Raw genomic sequence first — 16,873 nt, 5'->3', positions numbered from 1 at the left:
ACATGCAATGCGACACAAGCGGCACATGCGGTCGGCGCTCAGATGCGCTGGCCGCCACTGGCGTCGATGCGCTGTGCGGTCACCCAGCGGGCGGCATCGCTGGCGAGGAAAGCCACAATGCCCGCGATGTCGCCTGGCTGGCCCACGCGGCCCAATGCCACGCTCTGGGCGATGACGGCTGCCTGCGCGGGGTCTTTGGCCCGGGTGTTCAGGTCGGTGGCGGTCGCGCCGGGCAGCACTGCATTCACGGTGATGCCGCGCGCGCCCAGCTCACTGGCCAGCAACAGCGTCAGCGCTTCCAGGCCGGCCTTGGCGGGGGCGTAGACGCTCATCTCCGGATAGGCTGCACGCGTGCCCATCGACGAGATGTTGATGATCCGGCCTCCATCCCTCAGCACGGGCAGCAGGCGCTGGATCAGGAAGAACGGCGTTTTCAGATTCACCTGCAGCACATGGTCGAAATCGGCGGGCTGCACATCGGCAATGCGTGCCTTCAGGCCCACCCCGGCGTTGTTCACCAGGATGTCCAGACCGCCAAGGCCTGCGGCCTGCAATTGCCCGGTGAGGGCATCGGCGAGCTGGTTCGCCCCTTGCGGGTGGCTCAGATCGGCAGCCAGCACCGATGCCAGGCCACCGATCTGCGCAATCTCGGCCTGCAGTGACCGGGCGGCCTCAGCCGCCTGGTGGTAGTGGATGAACACCTGTGCACCCTGCTGTGCCAGTGCCAGGGCAATGCTGCGGCCGATGCCGCGGCTGGCGCCGGTGACCAGAGCCGTCTTGCCGGTGAGGTCAAAGCTGCTCATGCCAGCGCCTCCGTGCCATGTTGGTGCCAGGCCTGGCGCTGTTCGAGATCGCGGGCCAGGTGCACCAGGGCATGCCGGTCCACCTTGTTGGTGCCGGCCCAGGGCAGCTCCTGCACAAAGCAGACGCGGCGCGGGTGCTGGTAGGCCGGGCCGTTTGCCAGGGCATGCTGCTTCAGGGTTTCCGCATCCACCGAAGCGCCTTCGCGCCGGACCACAAAGGCCACGGGCACCTGTGCACGTTCCTCGTCGGGCAGCGGCACCACGCTGCACTGGGCGACGTCGGGGTGTTTTTCCAGCAGCTTTTCCACTTCCACGGGGTAGATGTTCTCGCCCGCGCAGACAAACATGTCATCGGCGCGGCCGATGAAGTAGTAAAAGCCGTCGGCATCGCGGCGCATCACGTCACCGCTGTAGTACCAGCCGTTCTGCAGCACCTGGGCGCTTTTCTCCGGCAGGTTGTGGTAGCCGGACAGCAGGGCCGGATTGCGCATCAGCAGCACCCCTTCGTCGTCGCTGGGGCCGTCCACCAGCCGCACCTGGGCCGGGTTGATGGGGTGGCCCAAGGCCAGCCCGGGTGTGGGAATGCCGGCAGGGTGCGGGCCGAACACGGCGGGGCCGGCCTCGGTGGTGCCATAGCCATGCGTCACGCGGGCATCGGGGAAGGCGTGCTGGATGCGCTGGAGCAGGTCCAGCGTCATCGGGGCCGAGCCCAGCATGACCCGCTTGAGCGCGGAGAAGTCCCGTCCTTGCAGCTTGAGCGGATCCTTGATGATGCGCGCGAACATGGTCGGCACCGCCGTCAGCACCGTGATGCGGTAGCGCTGCAGCGCGTCGATGTAGGCATCCACATCAAACCCGGGCTGGATCACCAGCAGCCCATGCACGGCAAATGCGCGCTTGGACATGAAGAGTCCGTTCATGTGGAACAGCGGTTGTGCCAGCAGGTAGCGCGCCTGCGCGGCGCCGGGGGATTCCGTGGTGGCCTGCAGCGCCCAGAGCTGGCCTGCATGCGTGAGCGGGACGCCTTTGGGCTTGCCGGTGGAGCCTGAGGTGTAGAGCATCTGCGCCACATCGTCGTGCGCCGGGCGCGCGCTTTGGAAATCGGCTGGCGCAATGCGTGCGGCAAAGCCGTTGGGCCCGGCATCATCGAAATCGATCACCGGCACATGGCTGGCCAGCGCGGCGCGGCGTGCGCCATCGGTGAAGGCCAGCACCACATCGGCATCCTGCAGCACGTATTCCAGAATCTCCGGCGACTGCTTGATGTTGAGGGGCACGGCCACATGGCCGGCACGCATGATGCCGAAGTACGTGATGAGGTATTCGGCGCGGTTCAGTGAGGCGATGGCAATCCGCGAGCCTGCGGGGAATGCCTGTTCCGTCAGCCAGCGGGCCACCCCGCCGGCCAGGGCCCGCACCTGTGCATGGGTGTACTCGCGCGGCTGGGCGGGTTCGCGCAGGTCGATGATGGCGGTGCTTTCCAGCGAAAGCGCGGGATCGTTGAGATCCCCCAGGTTGTAGCGATGAGAAGTCATGGTTCGAGGGGGGATGGAGCTGCAGCGCCTCAGCGCTTGCGCAGCTTGGGGTTGAGGGCGTCGTTGAGCCCGTCGCCGACCAGGTTCAGAGAGAGAACCGCCAGCATGATGGCCACGCCGGGCACGGCGCACAGGTACCAGGAGGTGCGGATCAGGCTGCGCCCTTCGCCCACCAGCCGTCCCCAGCTGGCGACATTGGGGTCGCCGAGACCGAGAAAGGACACCACGGATTCGTAGAGGATGGCGCCCGCCACCACCAGCGACGACATGACGATCACCGGGGGCAGCGCATTGGGCAGGATTTCCTTGAAGATGATGTGTGCCGGATGCAGGCCGACCGAACGGCAGGCCTGAACGAACTCCCGCTCCTTGAAGGACAGAAATTCCGCACGTGTGAGCCGTGCGATCGGGGGCCAAGACACCAGGCCGATGGCCAGGGTGATGGCTTCGATGTGGGGGCCGAGAATCGACACCACCGTGAGCACAAAGACGACATTCGGGATGATCTGGAACAGCTCCGTCACCCGCATCAGCACCTCATCGACCCAGCCGCCAGCCCAGGCGGATGCCGCACCGATGCCCACGCCCAGCAGGGTGGCGGTGGTGGCCGCCACCAGGCCGATGAGCAGGGTGGCACGCGCACCGTGGGAGATCATGGCGGCAATGTCCCGGCCCAGCGAATCGGTGCCCAGTGGATGGCTCCACTGGGTGAATGGCCAGATCTCGGGCGTCGCCACGATGCGCAAGGGATCGGTGGGGAACAGCAGGTCCGCGGCCAGGGCCACGACCGCGATGGTGCACAGGATCACCGCGCCGATCACGGCGCCGCGGTTGCGCGCAAAGCGGCGCAGGAACGGGCCGATGGCGCCCGCCGCCTTGCGGGTGGCCGGGGGGGCACTCGGCCCCGCAGGAAGGGGGGTAGGAATGGAACGCATGTCAGAGCGCCTTGATGCGCGGGTCAAGCCGTGCGTACAGAATGTCCACGGCAATATTGGCCAGAATCACCACGGCCGAGCTCAGAACCAGAATGCCCAGCACGACCGGGTAGTTGCGGCTCATCACGCTGTCGAACAGCACGCTGCCGATGCCCGGCCAGCTGAAGACGGCTTCCACCACGATGCTGCCGCCCAGCACGGCACCCAGCTGGAGGCCCAGCAGCGTGACGATGGGAAGCACCGCATTGCGGGCCATGTGCCGCAGCACGATGGCCACGTTCTTCAGGCCCTTGGCCTTGGCCGTGCGCACATAGTCCATGCGGCTGACTTCCAACATGGAAGCGCGCATGACGCGGGCGTAGCTGGCGCTGTAGAACAGCCCCAGGGTGATGGCCGGCAGCGCCAGGTGGTGGAGCACATCCACGGTCTGTTGCCAGAGCCCGCCATCGAGCCCGATGGTGACCATGCCGCCCACCGGGAACCAGCCCAGCTTCACCGCAAACAGGACGATGAGCATGATGCCCAGCCAGAAACTGGGCGCCGCAAAGCACAGCGTGGCAAACAGGGACACCGCCGTATCCCACCAGGTATTGACCTTGATGGACGAGACGATGCCCGCAGCCACCCCCACCAGCACCGCAATCGCCAATGCGGACAGCATCAGGATCAGCGTGGCCGGCAGGTGGGCGCCGATTACGTCGATGACCTGGGTGTTGTGCCGGTAGGAATAGCCCAGGTCCAGCTGGGCCACCGAAGCGATGTACTTGAGCAGCTGCACGCTGGCGGGCTGGTCCATGCCATAGGTCACGCGCAAGCGCTCGATGAGTGCCGGGTCGGTGACCTGGCGCTCCGCCGTCATGACATCCAGAAAGGTGCCGGGCACCATCTGGATGAGCAGGAAGTTGAGCACCACCACCCCCAGCAGGAGCGGCACCGCCTGTCCCAGCCGCCGCAAGATGAGGTTTAACAGCATGCAGCGACCTCAGGCACCGATCCAGACATCGTCCAGCGATCCGCCCTGGACATCGGCCACGGAGGTGAAGTTGTGCAGCTTCTTGCTGGCCAGCGTGAAGGCCTGGATTTCCACCAGGGGCACCAGCGGGACCTCGGTGGAGGCCAGCTTGGCAAAGGCATGCACCAGCTTCTTGCGTTCCTGGGGCTTGGTTTCCACCGTGATGCGGCCGACCAGCGCATCCATTTCGGGGTGAGAGAAGCCGGTCGCGTTGCGGAACGCACCGCCACGGACAATGCCATCGGTGGTGAAGTACTGCGTGACGGACGGGACCGGCTCCAGCGGCGCTGTGAAGTTGGAAATGGCGATGTCGTAGTCGTAGTCGCTGTAGATGCGCTTCAAGGCGGTTGCACGGTCCACCGAGTCCAGCTTCACCGCAATCCCCACATCCTCCAGCGCCTGCTTGAGGTATTGCCCCAGCTTGGCGTTCTCTTCAAACCATGCGGCGGCCAGCAGATTCACGCTGAAGCGCTTGCCGTCCTTGAGCGGCAGGCCGGCCGCATCCAGCAATGCGCCGGCCTTCTTGGGATCGAAGGCATAGCGCGGCACATCGTCCGTGAAGAAGATGGGGTTGCTGCTGAAGATCGGCGAAATGGCAGGCTTGCCGCGACCGTAGTAGATGGTGTCGACAATGAACTGGCGGTTGATGGCGTGCAGGATGGCCTGGCGCACTTCCCGGCGCTTGACATGCTCGCGGCGCTGGTTGAATTCTGCGGTGACCGTCCAGGCTGCGTTCTCGTAGCCACGGGTTTCCAGGGTCACCTTGCCGGTCTTCACCAGCCGGTCGATGTCGCGGGCCGGCACGGGGCTGGAATAGGCCAGGCCCAGCTCGCCGGTCTCGAGGGCGGCGCCACGGGAGGCGGCATCTGCCCACCAGCGCACGATGAGCTTGTCGATATAGGGCTGTCCCTGGCGCCAGTACTGTTCATTGCGCTGGTACTGCACGTGGCTGCCACGCACCCATTGCCCGTACTTCCAGGGCCCGGTGCCGACCGGGGTGTTGTTGGCAGGGTTGGTGATGATGTCCTTGCCTTCGTACAGGTGGCGCGGCAGTACCAGCTGGTATGCCCCGGCCAGGGTGGACTTCAGGAAGAACTCCGGCACCGGGGTATTGAATGTGAGCAGCACGGTGTGGCTGTCCACTGCCTTGGCGTCTGCCAGCGCTTTCAGCGCAATGCCGGCGGAAATGGGCTTCCAGTGCTGCAGCGCGTTGAAGACCACATCCTGTGCGGTGAAGTCCTTGCCGTCGTGCCATTTCACGCCCTGGCGCAGCTTGATGGTGTACTGTTTGAAATCGGCGGAGGGCGTCACCGACTCGGCCAGCACGGGCTGGAACTGCAGCTTGTCGTCGATGCGCAGCAGGCGCTCCAGGATCTTGGTGGATGTCTGGTAGGGCGCCGAGCCGCCGCCGCCGGGCACATAGAGCGCCTGTGGCTCCAGTCCCCCCCAGGAAATGACCAGCGTGCCGCCGCGCCGGGGCGCGGTGGCCTGAGCCTGGGCTTGGGCAGGCAGACCCCAGCTGTAGCTGGCGGCGGCGGTCAGGCCTGCGGCGCTGCGAATCAGAACGTCACGGCGTGACAAAGCGGTGGGTTGGGTCATGGTGTTTTTCACTTGCTTGCGTGGTCAGCCCAGCGTGGCGTAGCTGGCACGGCCGATGGCGACCAGGACGCCCTGGTCATTGAACAGATCGACATCGGCCACGCCCACCGTCTTGCCCACGCGGCGGGCCTTGGCGACCGCCTTGAGGTTGGTGCCGATGGCGGGTCGCAGGTAGTCCACCCGGAAGTTGATGGTGGGCAGGCCACGTCCCACCAACATGCCGACAGCGAAGTCGCCCACGGTGTCGATCACGGCGGCCAGCGGACCGCCATGCCATTGGCCGGTGTTGGCACTGCGGCCCAGCGCCTCCTGGAACGGTGCATGCACTGTCAGCTCGCCCGCTTCGTGGTCCACCTCCAGCGCTTGCAGCTGCAGCCAGGCAATGAAGGGGGAGCGGTCGAAGTGCGCCTGGATCTGCTGCAGATCCAGGCGCTCCGGGGAGGCAGAAGCCTGCGTCTGCGCAGACAGGGTGGCGGCTTCGCTCATGCGGCCACCAGCACCTTGCCGAAGACCTTGCGGTCTTCCAGGGAGGCCAGGGCCTTGGCGCCGTCATCCAGCGGCCACTGGCGGTCGATCAGGACCTTGAGCTGCCTGGACTGCACCAGTTCCAGCAGCTCGTGCAGGTCCTCGCGCTCCCAGCCGTTGGAGCCACGGATCTGCAGCTCAAACGTCCAGATGAAGCGCAGATCTTCCTTGGGGTCATAGCCTGCCGTGGCACCGCAGGTCAGGGCCCGGCCACCCAGGCGCAGGCAGCGCAGCGACTTCACCCAGGTGTCGCCACCGGTGAAGTTCACCACCACATCCACGCCACCGCCGGCCTGGCCGCGCCGGCGCGCGGGCTTGCCGTAGCGCGCCTGCACCGCCTTGAGGAAGTCTTCTTCCGTGTAGAGGATGACATCATCGGCGCCCAGCTGGCGCAGCTGCTCGGCCTTCTCCGGGGTGCCTGCACAGGCAATCACCGTGGCTCCGGCCAGCTTGGCCAACTGCACCGCGCAGACGCCCACACCGCCGCTGGCGCCCAGGATCAGCACTTTTTCGCCGGCCTTGACCTGGCCGATGCGGTTCATCATGCGCAGCGCCGTGCCATAGGCCACCGGCAGCGCGGCCGCTTCACCGAAGCTGACCTGGTCAGGCAAGCGGATGAGCTGGTGCGCGGGCACCCGGCACAGCTCGGCCAGGCCGCCGTGGATGGTTTCGCCGACCAGTCCGCCATCGACACGGTCAATGGGGTCCACCAACACCCGGTCGCCGGGCTTCCAGTCGGTGACATTGGCACCCACCTGTTCGACCTCGCCGGCCACGTCGAGGCCGATGATGACGGGAAAGGACAGGCGGATGCCGGGCATGCCGCGGCGGGTGAAGACGTCGTGGTAGTTCAGCGACGAGGCCTTGACGCGGATCACCACGTCATCGGCGCCCGGTGTCGGGTTGGGGAATTGGGGTTCCAGCGTCAACTTTTCGTTGTCGCCGTGTTCACGCAGTACGAGAGCTTTCATGGGGAGGTGTGTCGCTTGGGGTTCAATCAGTTCCACTGGGCCAGGCCATGCAGGGCCTGGTCGGTGATTTCCACGCCGTGCCGCAGCACGGACTGGCGCCAGACGCCGGAATAGGGAACGTAGGTGTCGATCAGGTCGTGGCGCAGCTGTGCATCACGGGCTGCATCGGCCTGCTGGGGGGCGCGAAAGCGCAGCCACTGGTCCAGGCGCAGGGATTCGCTGGTGTTGGTGCCGCGGGTGCCGAACTCGATCACGGCGCCGGCGACCTTGCGGCCCGGCAGGAAGGCCTCCACACCGCGAAAGACCAGACCCTGGTAGTCGGGGCGCGCCATCCCATGCGGGCGCTGGCCCAGCACGCGCTCATGGCTCCACCACTGGGCGGCCTGCTGCTGTTCTTCGCTGCCATCGGCGTTGAAGCACAGGAAGAAGGGCTCGCCGTATTCCCCGATGCCGGTGTGCCAGTCGATCAGGGCCACCCGCTCGGTGTGCGCCAGGTGCTCGCCGAGGATGCGCTCCAGCGTGAGGTTGGACCATTCGCGCTGCTGGCCGCCAAAGGCCAGGCCCTGGGCATGGCGGTACTGGCCGCTGGCCATGGCATTGAAGGTGGCATCGGCGCCATTGACTTCGCGGAAGGCCTGGATGGCGTTCTGCACACCTTGGCGCTCGGTGGCCGTCCAGTTGTCCGGCACCAGCTGTGCATGCAGCGTGTCGTAGGCGGTGTTGGAGGGCCGGGGAGCGGCGTGGTCGATGAAGTTGCGGTTCAGGTCGACATTGCTTTCGTTGGTGCGGGTGTCGTGCGACCAGCCGAAGGGGTTGAGCGCATGCACCAGCAGCACATTGGTGTCGGGTGGCAAGGCGCGTGCGGCCTGGCTGGCCAGCCAGGCGTTCTGTACGGCAGAGCCGGCCGCGCCTTCCAGGCCATGCGTGCCGCTGATGAGCAGCAGCGTGCGGGTGGCGTCCGCAGGGCCCAGGCGGGCCACATCCAGGGTCAGGGGCTGCCCATCGGGGGTGCTCAACGTCGGGTGGGCGTAGTGCGACAGTTCTGCCCCGGCGCGCTGCGCCTGGGCGATGAAGCGCTGGCGGCCGTCGTTGTAGTCGTTCGCAAAGGCTTCCCAGATTTCCAGACCGGTGCTCATGCGTGGGACTCCTGCACAAACACCTGCAGGGCACCCGCCGCATCGGCGGGGTTCACCACCAGCTCGCCATAGGCGTTGTCCTGGGCCTGTACGCCGTTGGCGGCGAGGACGTGGCGGGTCTGCGCCAGATCGCGCACACCGATGATGGAGCCGGCAAACCATGCTCCTTGCGCAGAGGCCGGTGGCGTGATGCCCGGGAACCGGGCCTGGAAGGCCTGGGGCGTGAGAAACAGCAGCCGCAGCGAGCCGCGGCGCAGCGTCCAGCCGTCCGGGCCGGTGTTGCCGATGGAAATGCGGCCGAAGGCCTGTTCGTAGGCGCTGCGCAGGCTCAGCGGGTCGGGGTGGACCACGACGAGTGCTTCAACGCGGCGCGCCGTGTTGGGATGGTCCTGCCACTCGGGGCGGTAGACCAGGTGGCGGGTGAGATGCCCGCAGGTGAAGAAGTCCGGTGCGCCCAAGGCGCCGGTGGGAAAGCGTGTGTTCAGCCAGGCCGCATTTTCGGCACCATCCGGCAGATGCACCGGGCGGCCGCCGCCTTCGGGTGCTTCGGCGTGGATGCCGACCTGTGCCAGCTCACGGTGGACCGCCGCACTGTCGGTGGTCTGCAATGCGACTGCCACCGGACCTTGGTACGACTCGGGGTAATGCGCGAAGCGCGAGGTGGCTTGCAGCGCGGGCGGGAAGTACAGCAGCTCCAGGTAGTTGGCATCCAGAATCAGCGTCTGGTTGCGGGTGCCCTGGTGGTGCACGCCCTGTGGCGCCAGCGCGAATCCCAGCTTGCGGTACTGCGCGGTGGCAGCGTTCAGGTCGTTGACCCGGATGATGTAGTGGTCCAACCCTGTGACCGATGGCAAAGACATATGTTTTCCTCGCTTGGCAGCTAAGGCAGCGAGGTTCCCACCGGGGCGGTTTTTCGAAAAAGAATGCTTGTGCGTATCGATATGCGGAACCGTTCATTGACATACCGGCGGTGGTTTGTAAGCAGCGTGTAGGGTTGCCCGACATTTCAGTGCGGATGGCAGCCTGCCCATAGGGCAGAGCGCCACTGGGTGCCGCAGTCGCAGGCCCTGCACCGGTGTGCGGATGACCGGTCCATGGCGGGCGAGGGGCAGGCCCAAGCCGGTGCTTCTGGCCGCCGTGTGGGCGGCATGTCCCGGAGGATGAAAGGGTGTTTGCGGCGCAAGGGACTGCATTGGGCAGTCCGTGGGGGGAGGTGCTGCAGGGCTGGGGGTGGCCCGGCGGTATTGGGCGGGTGCGCACCAGGTGGGGCAGGGCTGCCCGTTCCCAGCACTGCGGCGGGCCCTGCAAGGGATGCGTGACGACCGGGCCGCAGAACCAGAGCGGCGCCCTCGGCAGGCGCGTCACGGGCAGCGGGGAACGCGGGCCGTGGCGCAGGCCACCGGTATCACGCCGTGCCGGCCACCATGGGCAGGGCCATGCGGATGATGCGGATGACCGCAGGCCCCAGCACGACCATCACAATCGCCGGGAAGATGCAGGTCACCAGGGGCAGCAGCATCTTGGTGGGGATCTTGGAGGCCAGTTCTTCGGCGCGCATCTGGCGTTTGTGGCGCAGGTCTTCCGAGAACACGCGCAGCGACTCGCCAATGCTGGTGCCAAACCGGTCGGCCTGCGTCAGCATGGCGGCAAAGGTGTGGATCTCGTCCACGCCGGTGCGTGCGGCCAGGTTGCGCAGGGCTTTTTCACGGGCACTGCCGGCCCGCATCTCCAGGTTGGTCCAGTGCAGTTCCTCGGCCAGGGCGTCGCTCTGCAGGCGGATTTCCTCGGCCACCTTGGTCAGGGCTGCGTCCAGACCCAGCCCTGCCTCGACGCACACCAGCATCAGATCGGCCGCGTCCGGAAAATTCTCGAAGATTTCGCGTTTGCGGCGCGAGGCCATCCAGCGCAGGACCAGGTTGGGCAGGTAGCAGGCCACCAGTGCCGCCACCAGCGGGTAGAACATGCGTTCGTTGCTGCTGGCCTTGCTGACGGTCAGCATGAAGGAGTAGACAGCCAGGGCGGCGCCCACGGGCAGCAGCGTTTTGATGCCGAAGTACAGCATGGGGGCACTGTGGTGGCGGATGCCGGCATTCAGAAAGCGCAGGCGCAAAGGCGTGGCATCGATGCCCGCAGTAGGCGATGACAGGTGGGCGAAGGGGCCGATCAACCTGACGGCCGTCTCGGTCCAGTTGCTGTGGCCGGCCGTTGGTGCCAGTGCTTGCAGGCGTTGCGCCGCGGCGGTGGGGGTGAGCCAGAAGAACAGAGCCCCCGCAGTGAGCATGACCGCGGCAAAGGTGAGCAGGGCGAAGATCAGCATGGTGACTCCTTGCATTCAAGACAGGCTCATACCCGGATACGGATGATGCGGCGCAGCATCAGCATGCCGATCACCATCATGACGGCCAGCCATTTCAGGATGGTGATCCCGATGGGGTCCTTCCACATGGCCGACATGAATTCCGGATTCATCAGGTTGAGCAGGGCGGCCAGGGCAAAGGGCATCAGCCCCAGGATCCAGGCGGACATGCGGCCTTCGGAGGAGAGCACCCGCACCTTGGCGTAGAGCTTGTGTCGCTCCCGGATCAGGTGGCTCAGGTTGGACAGGATTTCGGTGAGATTGCCTCCGGATTCGCGCTGGATCAGCACCGCCACAATGAAGTAGCGCAGGTCCGTGATCGGCACCCGTTCCCCCAGGTTGTTCAGGGCCTGCTGCAAGGAGGTGCCGTAGTTGATCTCGTCGTGCACCAGACGGAACTCACCGGCAATGGGGTCGGGCAGCTCGTCGCCGGCCATCTGCAGGCCCGCCGAGAAGGCATGGCCGGCACGCAGCGCCCGCCCGATCAGGTCCAGGGCCTCGGGGAGCTGGCGCTCCATCAGCACCAGGCGCTGGTGCCGCCTGCGCTGCAGATAGAGCCAGGGCAGTGCGGCCAGTGCGGCGCCGCCGGCTACCGCCAGTTCCAGCGGCTGGCGGAGCATGCTCAGGGTCAGCGCTCCCGCTGCCCACAGTACGGCGCTGGTGAGCAGCAGCCCCGACACCGTCCACTCCAGGCCCGACTGCACGATCAGCCGGTCCAGCTGGTGTGCATGGGGCATGCGCTGCAGCGTGCGTTGCAGCCCCGGCATGTCGCTGAGCACGCGTTCCTTGACCAGCTTGGACGGGGGGCTGCGGTCATCGGCGGCCGAGAGGGCGCGCAAACGGCGTTCCAGCTGCTTGGCTTCCGGGCTCTTGTACTGTCGCCACAGCACCTGGCAGGCTTCCAGCAGCAGCAGCATGGCCACAAACACCAGGGCGACGATCACCAGTGCCGAATGGGTGGAAAAAAAGGATGACATGGCGGCTCCTTTTCGGGGTGATCACTGGTAGTGGCGTGTCGGGTCGAAGACGGTGTCCGGCAGCGCAATGCCGAAGCCTTTGAGCCGTTCGGCAAACTTGGGGCGCACGCCCGTGGCATGGAAGTACCCCTGCACGTCGCCGCCGGAACCGATGCCGGTCTGGGTGAAAGCGAAGATTTCCTGCATGGTGACCACATCGCCTTCCATGCCGGTAATCTCCTGGATGCTGGTGATCTTGCGCTTGCCGTCGGTGAGGCGCAGTGCCTGCACGATCACGGTGATGGCCGAGGCGATCTGCTGGCGGGCCGCCTGGTGCGGCAGATTCAGCCCTGCCATGCCGATCATGTTCTCCAGCCGGGACAGCGAGTCGCGCGGGGTGTTGGCGTGGATGGTCGTCAGCGATCCTTCGTGGCCCGTGTTCATGGCCTGGAGCATGTCCACGGCCTCGGCGCCGCGCACTTCGCCAATGATGATGCGGTCCGGCCGCATGCGCAGCGCATTGCGCACCAGGGAGCGCTGCGTGATCTCGCCCCGGCCTTCGATGTTGGGCGGGCGGGTTTCCATGCGCACCACATGGGGCTGTTGCAGCTGCAGTTCGGCGGCATCTTCGATGGTGACTATCCGTTCCGCCTCGGGGATGAAGCCCGAGAGGATGTTGAGCAGGGTGGTCTTGCCAGCGCCGGTGCCGCCCGAGATGATCATGTTCACCTTGGCCTTGGCCAGCGCTTCCAGTACCAGGGCCATGTTCGGTGTCAGGCTCTTGAGGTCATGGATCAGGTTCTCCATGCGCAGCGGGGTGTGGGCAAAGCGCCGGATGGACATCATCGGCCCATCCAGTGCGACGGGGGAGATGACCGCATTCACACGCGAACCGTCGGGCAGCCGGGCGTCCACCATGGGGCTGGATTCATCGATGCGCCGCCCGATGCGCGAGACGATCTTGTCGATGATGCGCAGCAGGTGCTTTTCATCGGTGAAGACCACCGGTGTCAGTTCCAGGCGCCCCAGGCGTTCCACATAGATCTGGTCGTGTCGGTTGACCAGGATGTCCGATACCGCCGGGTCCGCCATCAGCAGCTCCAGGGGGCCAAAGCCCAGCATCTCGTGCTGGATGTCGCGGATCAGCAGCTTGCGTTCCAGATCGTTGACCGCCGCCGAGTCTTCTGCCAGCAGCCGCTCGGTCATGGCGGCGATTTCCTGGAGCAGTGTGGGCTTGGGAAGGGTTTCCAGTGCCGCCAGGTCGAAGCGCTCCACCATCTTGGCGTGGATCCGGCCCCGGAGTGCCAGGTAGGCCGCAGACTGGCCGTAGAGCGGAGGGGCTGGAGGCTGGACGGCCTCTGTCACCGGCGCATCCTGTGTCTCGGCGTTGTCGGCCACGAGCTGCAGCGACGGCTTGGGGTTCCGGGCGGCAGAGGTGGCAAGAAAGTCTCGTAGCGACATGGCGGTCTCCTGGTAGGCGGTGGGGTGTTCAGGCACGGCGGAAGAGGCGGTTGAGCAGGCCGCTGTGGCCTTCATGCAGCGTGGGGGACAGCGTCTCGGCCCAGGCCGCCAGCTCGCGCACCACCGTGCAGTTGCGGCTGGAATCGGCCAGTGCAACGCCGGCGTTGATGGCGGCCTGGACTTCCTGGGGGGCATCGGAGATGGTCTGCCACTGCAGCGTCTGACCCAGGGTCCGCCGGACTTCGTTCAGGCCGATGTCGCTGCGCTTGTCCACCCGGTTCAGCACCGGGTGCAGCCGGTCTTCCGCATAGCCCAGGTCCTGGAGCATGTGCAGCAGCTTCTGCGCATTGCGTACTGCGGGCACATTGGGCAGCAGCACGGGCGCAATGGTCTGCGCCCGGTCGAGCACGCGCAGGGCCAGGGGGTCCAGCACACGGCCCATGTCCAGTAGCACGAAGTCATAGTGGGCGGTGGCCAGCGCCACGATGGCATCCACATGTTCGGGCGTGACGCCCATGGCCTGGATGGCGTTGTCCGGTGCCGCCAGCACATGCAGATTGGGGCTCACCTTGACGGCGCAGGCGGTGAGGAAAGAGGCATCGAGGCGGTGGATGTCGGTCGCGATGTCGCCTAGTGTCAGGTTGGGTCTGCCTTCGTGCAGATAGGACAGTGCATCGCCGTACTGCAGATTCAGGTCGATCAGCAGCACAGAGTGTTTGCGTGCCAGCGCCCACCCCAGATTGGTGGTCAGGAACGTGGCCCCGGCACCGCCCTTGCAAGGCAGGAGCGCCACGGTCTGGCCCTGGGCCGCGTGGGGCGTGGCATCCTGCAGCTTGGCGGCAATGCGTTGCACGGCGTCCAGCAAGGTCTGGGGCGCGGCGGTGGAGGGCAGGACTTCCCGCACCCCGGCACGCATGGATTGCAGCAGGAACTCGGGCGACTGCTGGGCGCACAGCAGCAGCACGGCAGTGCGTGGGTAGCGCGTGGTCACCTGCTCCACCGGCGCCAGGTCGGCCGGGTCGCAGCACATGCCGTCCACCATCATCAGGTCGGGGCGCTCGTGTTCGGCAATCGCTGGCATGCGGGTCTTGCCGCCCTCGAAGACATGCACCTGGTGAGCGTGGGTCTGCAGCAGCTGCACCATCTCTTGCAGATGGGCAGGGCGGGGGGAGATGATGACGATCTTCATGGTGTGGGGACTCGCGGTTTAGTTGGTGCAAGCGGTGTTGCTGTTGGGGTCCTGCCGCATGATTTCCCGTGGGAGCGTGGTGGAAAAGCTGGGAGTCGGAATCGCGGCCCGCATGCCGGAGCCCACGATGGGGGAAATCCACTGAAACTGCAGGCCGGTGACCGCCACGGTGACGCTCTGGCAGGTGGCTGCCGTGCAGCCGGTCGGAGTCCAGCTGGTGCTGATGCTCTGGATCTGGGGCAGCAGCGCCTGCATGCGGGCCAGCACCTGGGCCTGTTTGGTGGTGTCGTCGCAGACCGCGGCATAGCGTGCACCGGCACGCGCCGTCTCGTTGGCAGCCACCCAGGTGAAGAGCATGCGGCTGAAGTCCAGGATGCCCAGCAGGAACATCAGGAAGACCAGCAGAGCCAGGGCGAATTCGATGATGGTGGCGCCGCGCTCTGTACGGCGGTGGTGTGAGGCTCTCATGTCTGGGTCCTCATGGTGGCGGCGATGTTGCTGAGGGTCAGTCCGTCGTTGGCATCGCCGAGCTTCAGGCCGAAGACACTGGCCGTCATGAACTGGAAGCGGTAGTTGTTGACGGTGACAGTGACGGTATTGATCAGCGGATAGGTCCCTGCGGTCTGCCAGGAGCAGGTCACTGAACCGGTGGTCAGGCCGCGTGCCAGCGGCATGGTGCCGGCGGTAGTCTTGCCATACACCACCAGGTTCTGGGCCTGGGCGCAATTGGTGTTGGGCAGCTGGACCGACAGGTAGCGCACCGCGTCGCGTACCGACTTGGCGACGGTGTTGTATTCGTAGAGCGCGCGGCCGAACTCCACAACCAGCATGCTCAACAGAATCAGGAAGGGCAGGATCAGCGCGAGCTCTACCAGCTCCACGCCTTGTTGACGGTGGTGGGCGCGCATGACATCACCTCACGAGGACAGGGACCAGGGGGCCGGCCGATCCGCCAGCGAGTCCGCTGGTGGTGCAAGGGCTGCCAACCGCCCCCGCATTGCCCAGGAATTCCAGCTGCACGTCATTGACAGGGATGGTCATGGGTTGGAGCATCAGCATGCAGGCAAAGTCGATCAACCTGCGGCTGGAGTTGACGATGGGCACGGTCACGATGCGGCGGTCTGCCCCGTAGGCCTGGTGCTGGGCGGAGGTGGCAATTTTGGAGAAGCCGCCGCCCTGCATGCCGCACTGCGAAGCGTTGTTGCCGCAGCGCGTGAACGCCAGGCGCTGGGCGAGGAAGTTGGGCGTGCTGCCGGAGGTGCCGCTGTAGGCGTTGCGCCCTGCCGACCAGCTTGCCGAGGTGTAGATGAAGCCGGTGTAGTCGGGCCGGTTGACGGCGGGGTCGCTGTTGTTCTTGTAGATGCCGAAACGGTAGTTCCAGATTTCCACCACGGATGCCTGCACGCCGGGCGTACCCAGGGTGTCGCCAATCTTGCTGCCGCAGTGGCCGTTGAGCTCGCTTGCCGTCTCCGATGCGCTGTTGGAGCCATCCAGATTGGCCCAGCCGAAGGTGCTGCCGCCATTGGATTTGGACAGCAGGGTCAGCCAGTCACCCACCGTGTAGCCATAGTTCGGGCTGGTGGCGCCGGGCGTTTTGGGCTGCAGCGCGACGGGAATGGGGCAGGCGCTCTGTGCGCTGGCGCGGGTGGCCACGGCCGTGGTGCGCACGCTGCGGGTGGATGGAAAGTCGACGGTGTTGCCGGAGAAGGCGCCCATGGCCTGCAGCAGCCACAGGCGGATGTTGGGCTGGGTGTGGGTGCACTGGGCATAGACCGCCGCAGTCGGGGCGGTGGTGTCGATGTAGCTGCTGTTGCGGAAGGTGATGTCGGCCGCGGTCACCTTGCCTTGGCCGTTCCAGGTGGCGGACTGCAGGTTCACGCCGTTTACGTTGGCGGCGGTGCTGCCGGCGCTCACGGCGCGGGTGATGGCATCGGACTTGCCATTGAGTTCACGTGCGGCCGCCAGTGCGCAGCTGTCCAGGGCGGTCTGCAGTTCGGTCTTGACGATGAACAGGCGGCCGAAATCCAGCGCGATTCCCATGAAGCCCAGCAGCAGCAGCAGGGCCAGTGCGGCGGTGATGATGATGGCTCCCCGCTGGCGCCGGTGTCCGTGGCAGCCAGTGAGTCCGGCAGGCCGCGCCAATCTGGGGGCTAGTGTGCGGGTGCTCATGATGGAACCTCATCGCGTGGAGAAAGGGTGGTGTGTGTGGACGCCGGGGGTGTCGGGGGGCGCGCCCGGGGGCGGGCGCGGGCCCGGGCCCAGGCCCCCACCGGGTCTCATAAAAACAACAACCACCCCCCCACACAAAAAAAAACAAATACGAATCCCTCCTTTGGGTGGAAAAAATGGGGGGGGGGGGGGGGGGGGGGGGGGGGGGCGGGGGGGGGGGGGGGGG

Annotated in this window: 16 protein-coding genes; all 16 read right to left on the bottom strand. The window is 66.1% G+C overall.

Features of this window, described 5'->3' with window-relative positions; genetic code table 11:
- Positions 1 to 38 precede the first annotated feature (38 nt).
- Positions 39 to 803: an SDR family oxidoreductase gene (locus QM470_RS19620; RefSeq protein WP_283340429.1), complete on the bottom strand. Its 765-nt coding sequence runs from the start codon at positions 801 to 803 to the stop codon at positions 39 to 41.
- Positions 800 to 2,338 (bottom strand): class I adenylate-forming enzyme family protein, encoded by a 1,539-nt coding sequence (locus QM470_RS19615; protein WP_283340428.1) that lies wholly within the window; start codon positions 2,336 to 2,338, stop codon positions 800 to 802. The genes QM470_RS19620 and QM470_RS19615 overlap by 4 nt, the downstream gene beginning before the upstream one ends.
- 29 nt (positions 2,339 to 2,367) lie before the next feature.
- Positions 2,368 to 3,273 (bottom strand): ABC transporter permease, encoded by a 906-nt coding sequence (locus QM470_RS19610; protein WP_283340427.1) that lies wholly within the window; start codon positions 3,271 to 3,273, stop codon positions 2,368 to 2,370.
- Between the two features lies 1 nt (position 3,274).
- On the bottom strand, positions 3,275 to 4,246 hold the full coding sequence (locus QM470_RS19605) for an ABC transporter permease (protein WP_283340426.1): 972 nt from the start codon (positions 4,244 to 4,246) through the stop codon (positions 3,275 to 3,277).
- Positions 4,247 to 4,255: 9 nt separating this feature from the next.
- Positions 4,256 to 5,884, bottom strand: coding sequence for an ABC transporter substrate-binding protein (locus tag QM470_RS19600; protein WP_283340425.1), 1,629 nt, complete (start codon positions 5,882 to 5,884; stop codon positions 4,256 to 4,258).
- Positions 5,885 to 5,908: 24 nt separating this feature from the next.
- A complete protein-coding gene (locus QM470_RS19595; RefSeq protein WP_283340424.1) occupies positions 5,909 to 6,370 on the bottom strand; it encodes a PaaI family thioesterase in 462 nt (153 codons plus the stop codon).
- On the bottom strand, positions 6,367 to 7,380 hold the full coding sequence (locus QM470_RS19590; RefSeq protein ID WP_283340423.1) for a quinone oxidoreductase family protein: 1,014 nt from the start codon (positions 7,378 to 7,380) through the stop codon (positions 6,367 to 6,369). The genes QM470_RS19595 and QM470_RS19590 overlap by 4 nt, the downstream gene beginning before the upstream one ends.
- A gap of 26 nt (positions 7,381 to 7,406) precedes the next feature.
- A complete protein-coding gene (locus QM470_RS19585; RefSeq protein ID WP_283340422.1) occupies positions 7,407 to 8,516 on the bottom strand; it encodes a M14 family metallopeptidase in 1,110 nt (369 codons plus the stop codon).
- Positions 8,513 to 9,376, bottom strand: a complete 864-nt coding sequence (locus QM470_RS19580; RefSeq protein ID WP_283340421.1) for a VOC family protein — start codon at positions 9,374 to 9,376, stop codon at positions 8,513 to 8,515. Before QM470_RS19580 ends, QM470_RS19585 begins: the two co-directional genes overlap by 4 nt.
- Before the next feature lie 545 nt (positions 9,377 to 9,921).
- Positions 9,922 to 10,833 (bottom strand): type II secretion system F family protein, encoded by a 912-nt coding sequence (locus tag QM470_RS19575; RefSeq protein WP_066540110.1) that lies wholly within the window; start codon positions 10,831 to 10,833, stop codon positions 9,922 to 9,924.
- 26 nt (positions 10,834 to 10,859) lie between these two features.
- Positions 10,860 to 11,849, bottom strand: coding sequence for a type II secretion system F family protein (locus QM470_RS19570; RefSeq protein WP_283340420.1), 990 nt, complete (start codon positions 11,847 to 11,849; stop codon positions 10,860 to 10,862).
- A gap of 21 nt (positions 11,850 to 11,870) precedes the next feature.
- A complete protein-coding gene (locus tag QM470_RS19565) occupies positions 11,871 to 13,289 on the bottom strand; it encodes a TadA family conjugal transfer-associated ATPase (RefSeq protein WP_283340490.1) in 1,419 nt (472 codons plus the stop codon).
- Between the two features lie 28 nt (positions 13,290 to 13,317).
- Positions 13,318 to 14,478, bottom strand: a complete 1,161-nt coding sequence (locus QM470_RS19560) for a CpaE/TadZ family protein (protein ID WP_283340419.1) — start codon at positions 14,476 to 14,478, stop codon at positions 13,318 to 13,320.
- Between the two features lie 18 nt (positions 14,479 to 14,496).
- On the bottom strand, positions 14,497 to 14,946 hold the full coding sequence (locus tag QM470_RS19555; RefSeq protein WP_218333068.1) for a TadE/TadG family type IV pilus assembly protein: 450 nt from the start codon (positions 14,944 to 14,946) through the stop codon (positions 14,497 to 14,499).
- Positions 14,943 to 15,386 carry a TadE/TadG family type IV pilus assembly protein gene (locus QM470_RS19550; protein ID WP_283340418.1) on the bottom strand — a complete coding sequence of 148 codons (444 nt, stop codon included), beginning with the start codon at positions 15,384 to 15,386 and terminating at the stop codon, positions 14,943 to 14,945. The genes QM470_RS19555 and QM470_RS19550 overlap by 4 nt, the downstream gene beginning before the upstream one ends.
- 4 nt (positions 15,387 to 15,390) lie before the next feature.
- Positions 15,391 to 16,647 (bottom strand): pilus assembly protein TadG-related protein, encoded by a 1,257-nt coding sequence (locus tag QM470_RS19545; RefSeq protein ID WP_283340417.1) that lies wholly within the window; start codon positions 16,645 to 16,647, stop codon positions 15,391 to 15,393.
- Positions 16,648 to 16,873: the final 226 nt, after the last annotated feature.

The sequence above is a fragment of the Comamonas sp. 17RB genome (assembly GCF_030056555.1).
GTDB classification, from domain to species: domain Bacteria; phylum Pseudomonadota; class Gammaproteobacteria; order Burkholderiales; family Burkholderiaceae_C; genus Comamonas; species Comamonas terrigena.
This window is presented reverse-complemented; position numbering and strand designations above follow the sequence as displayed.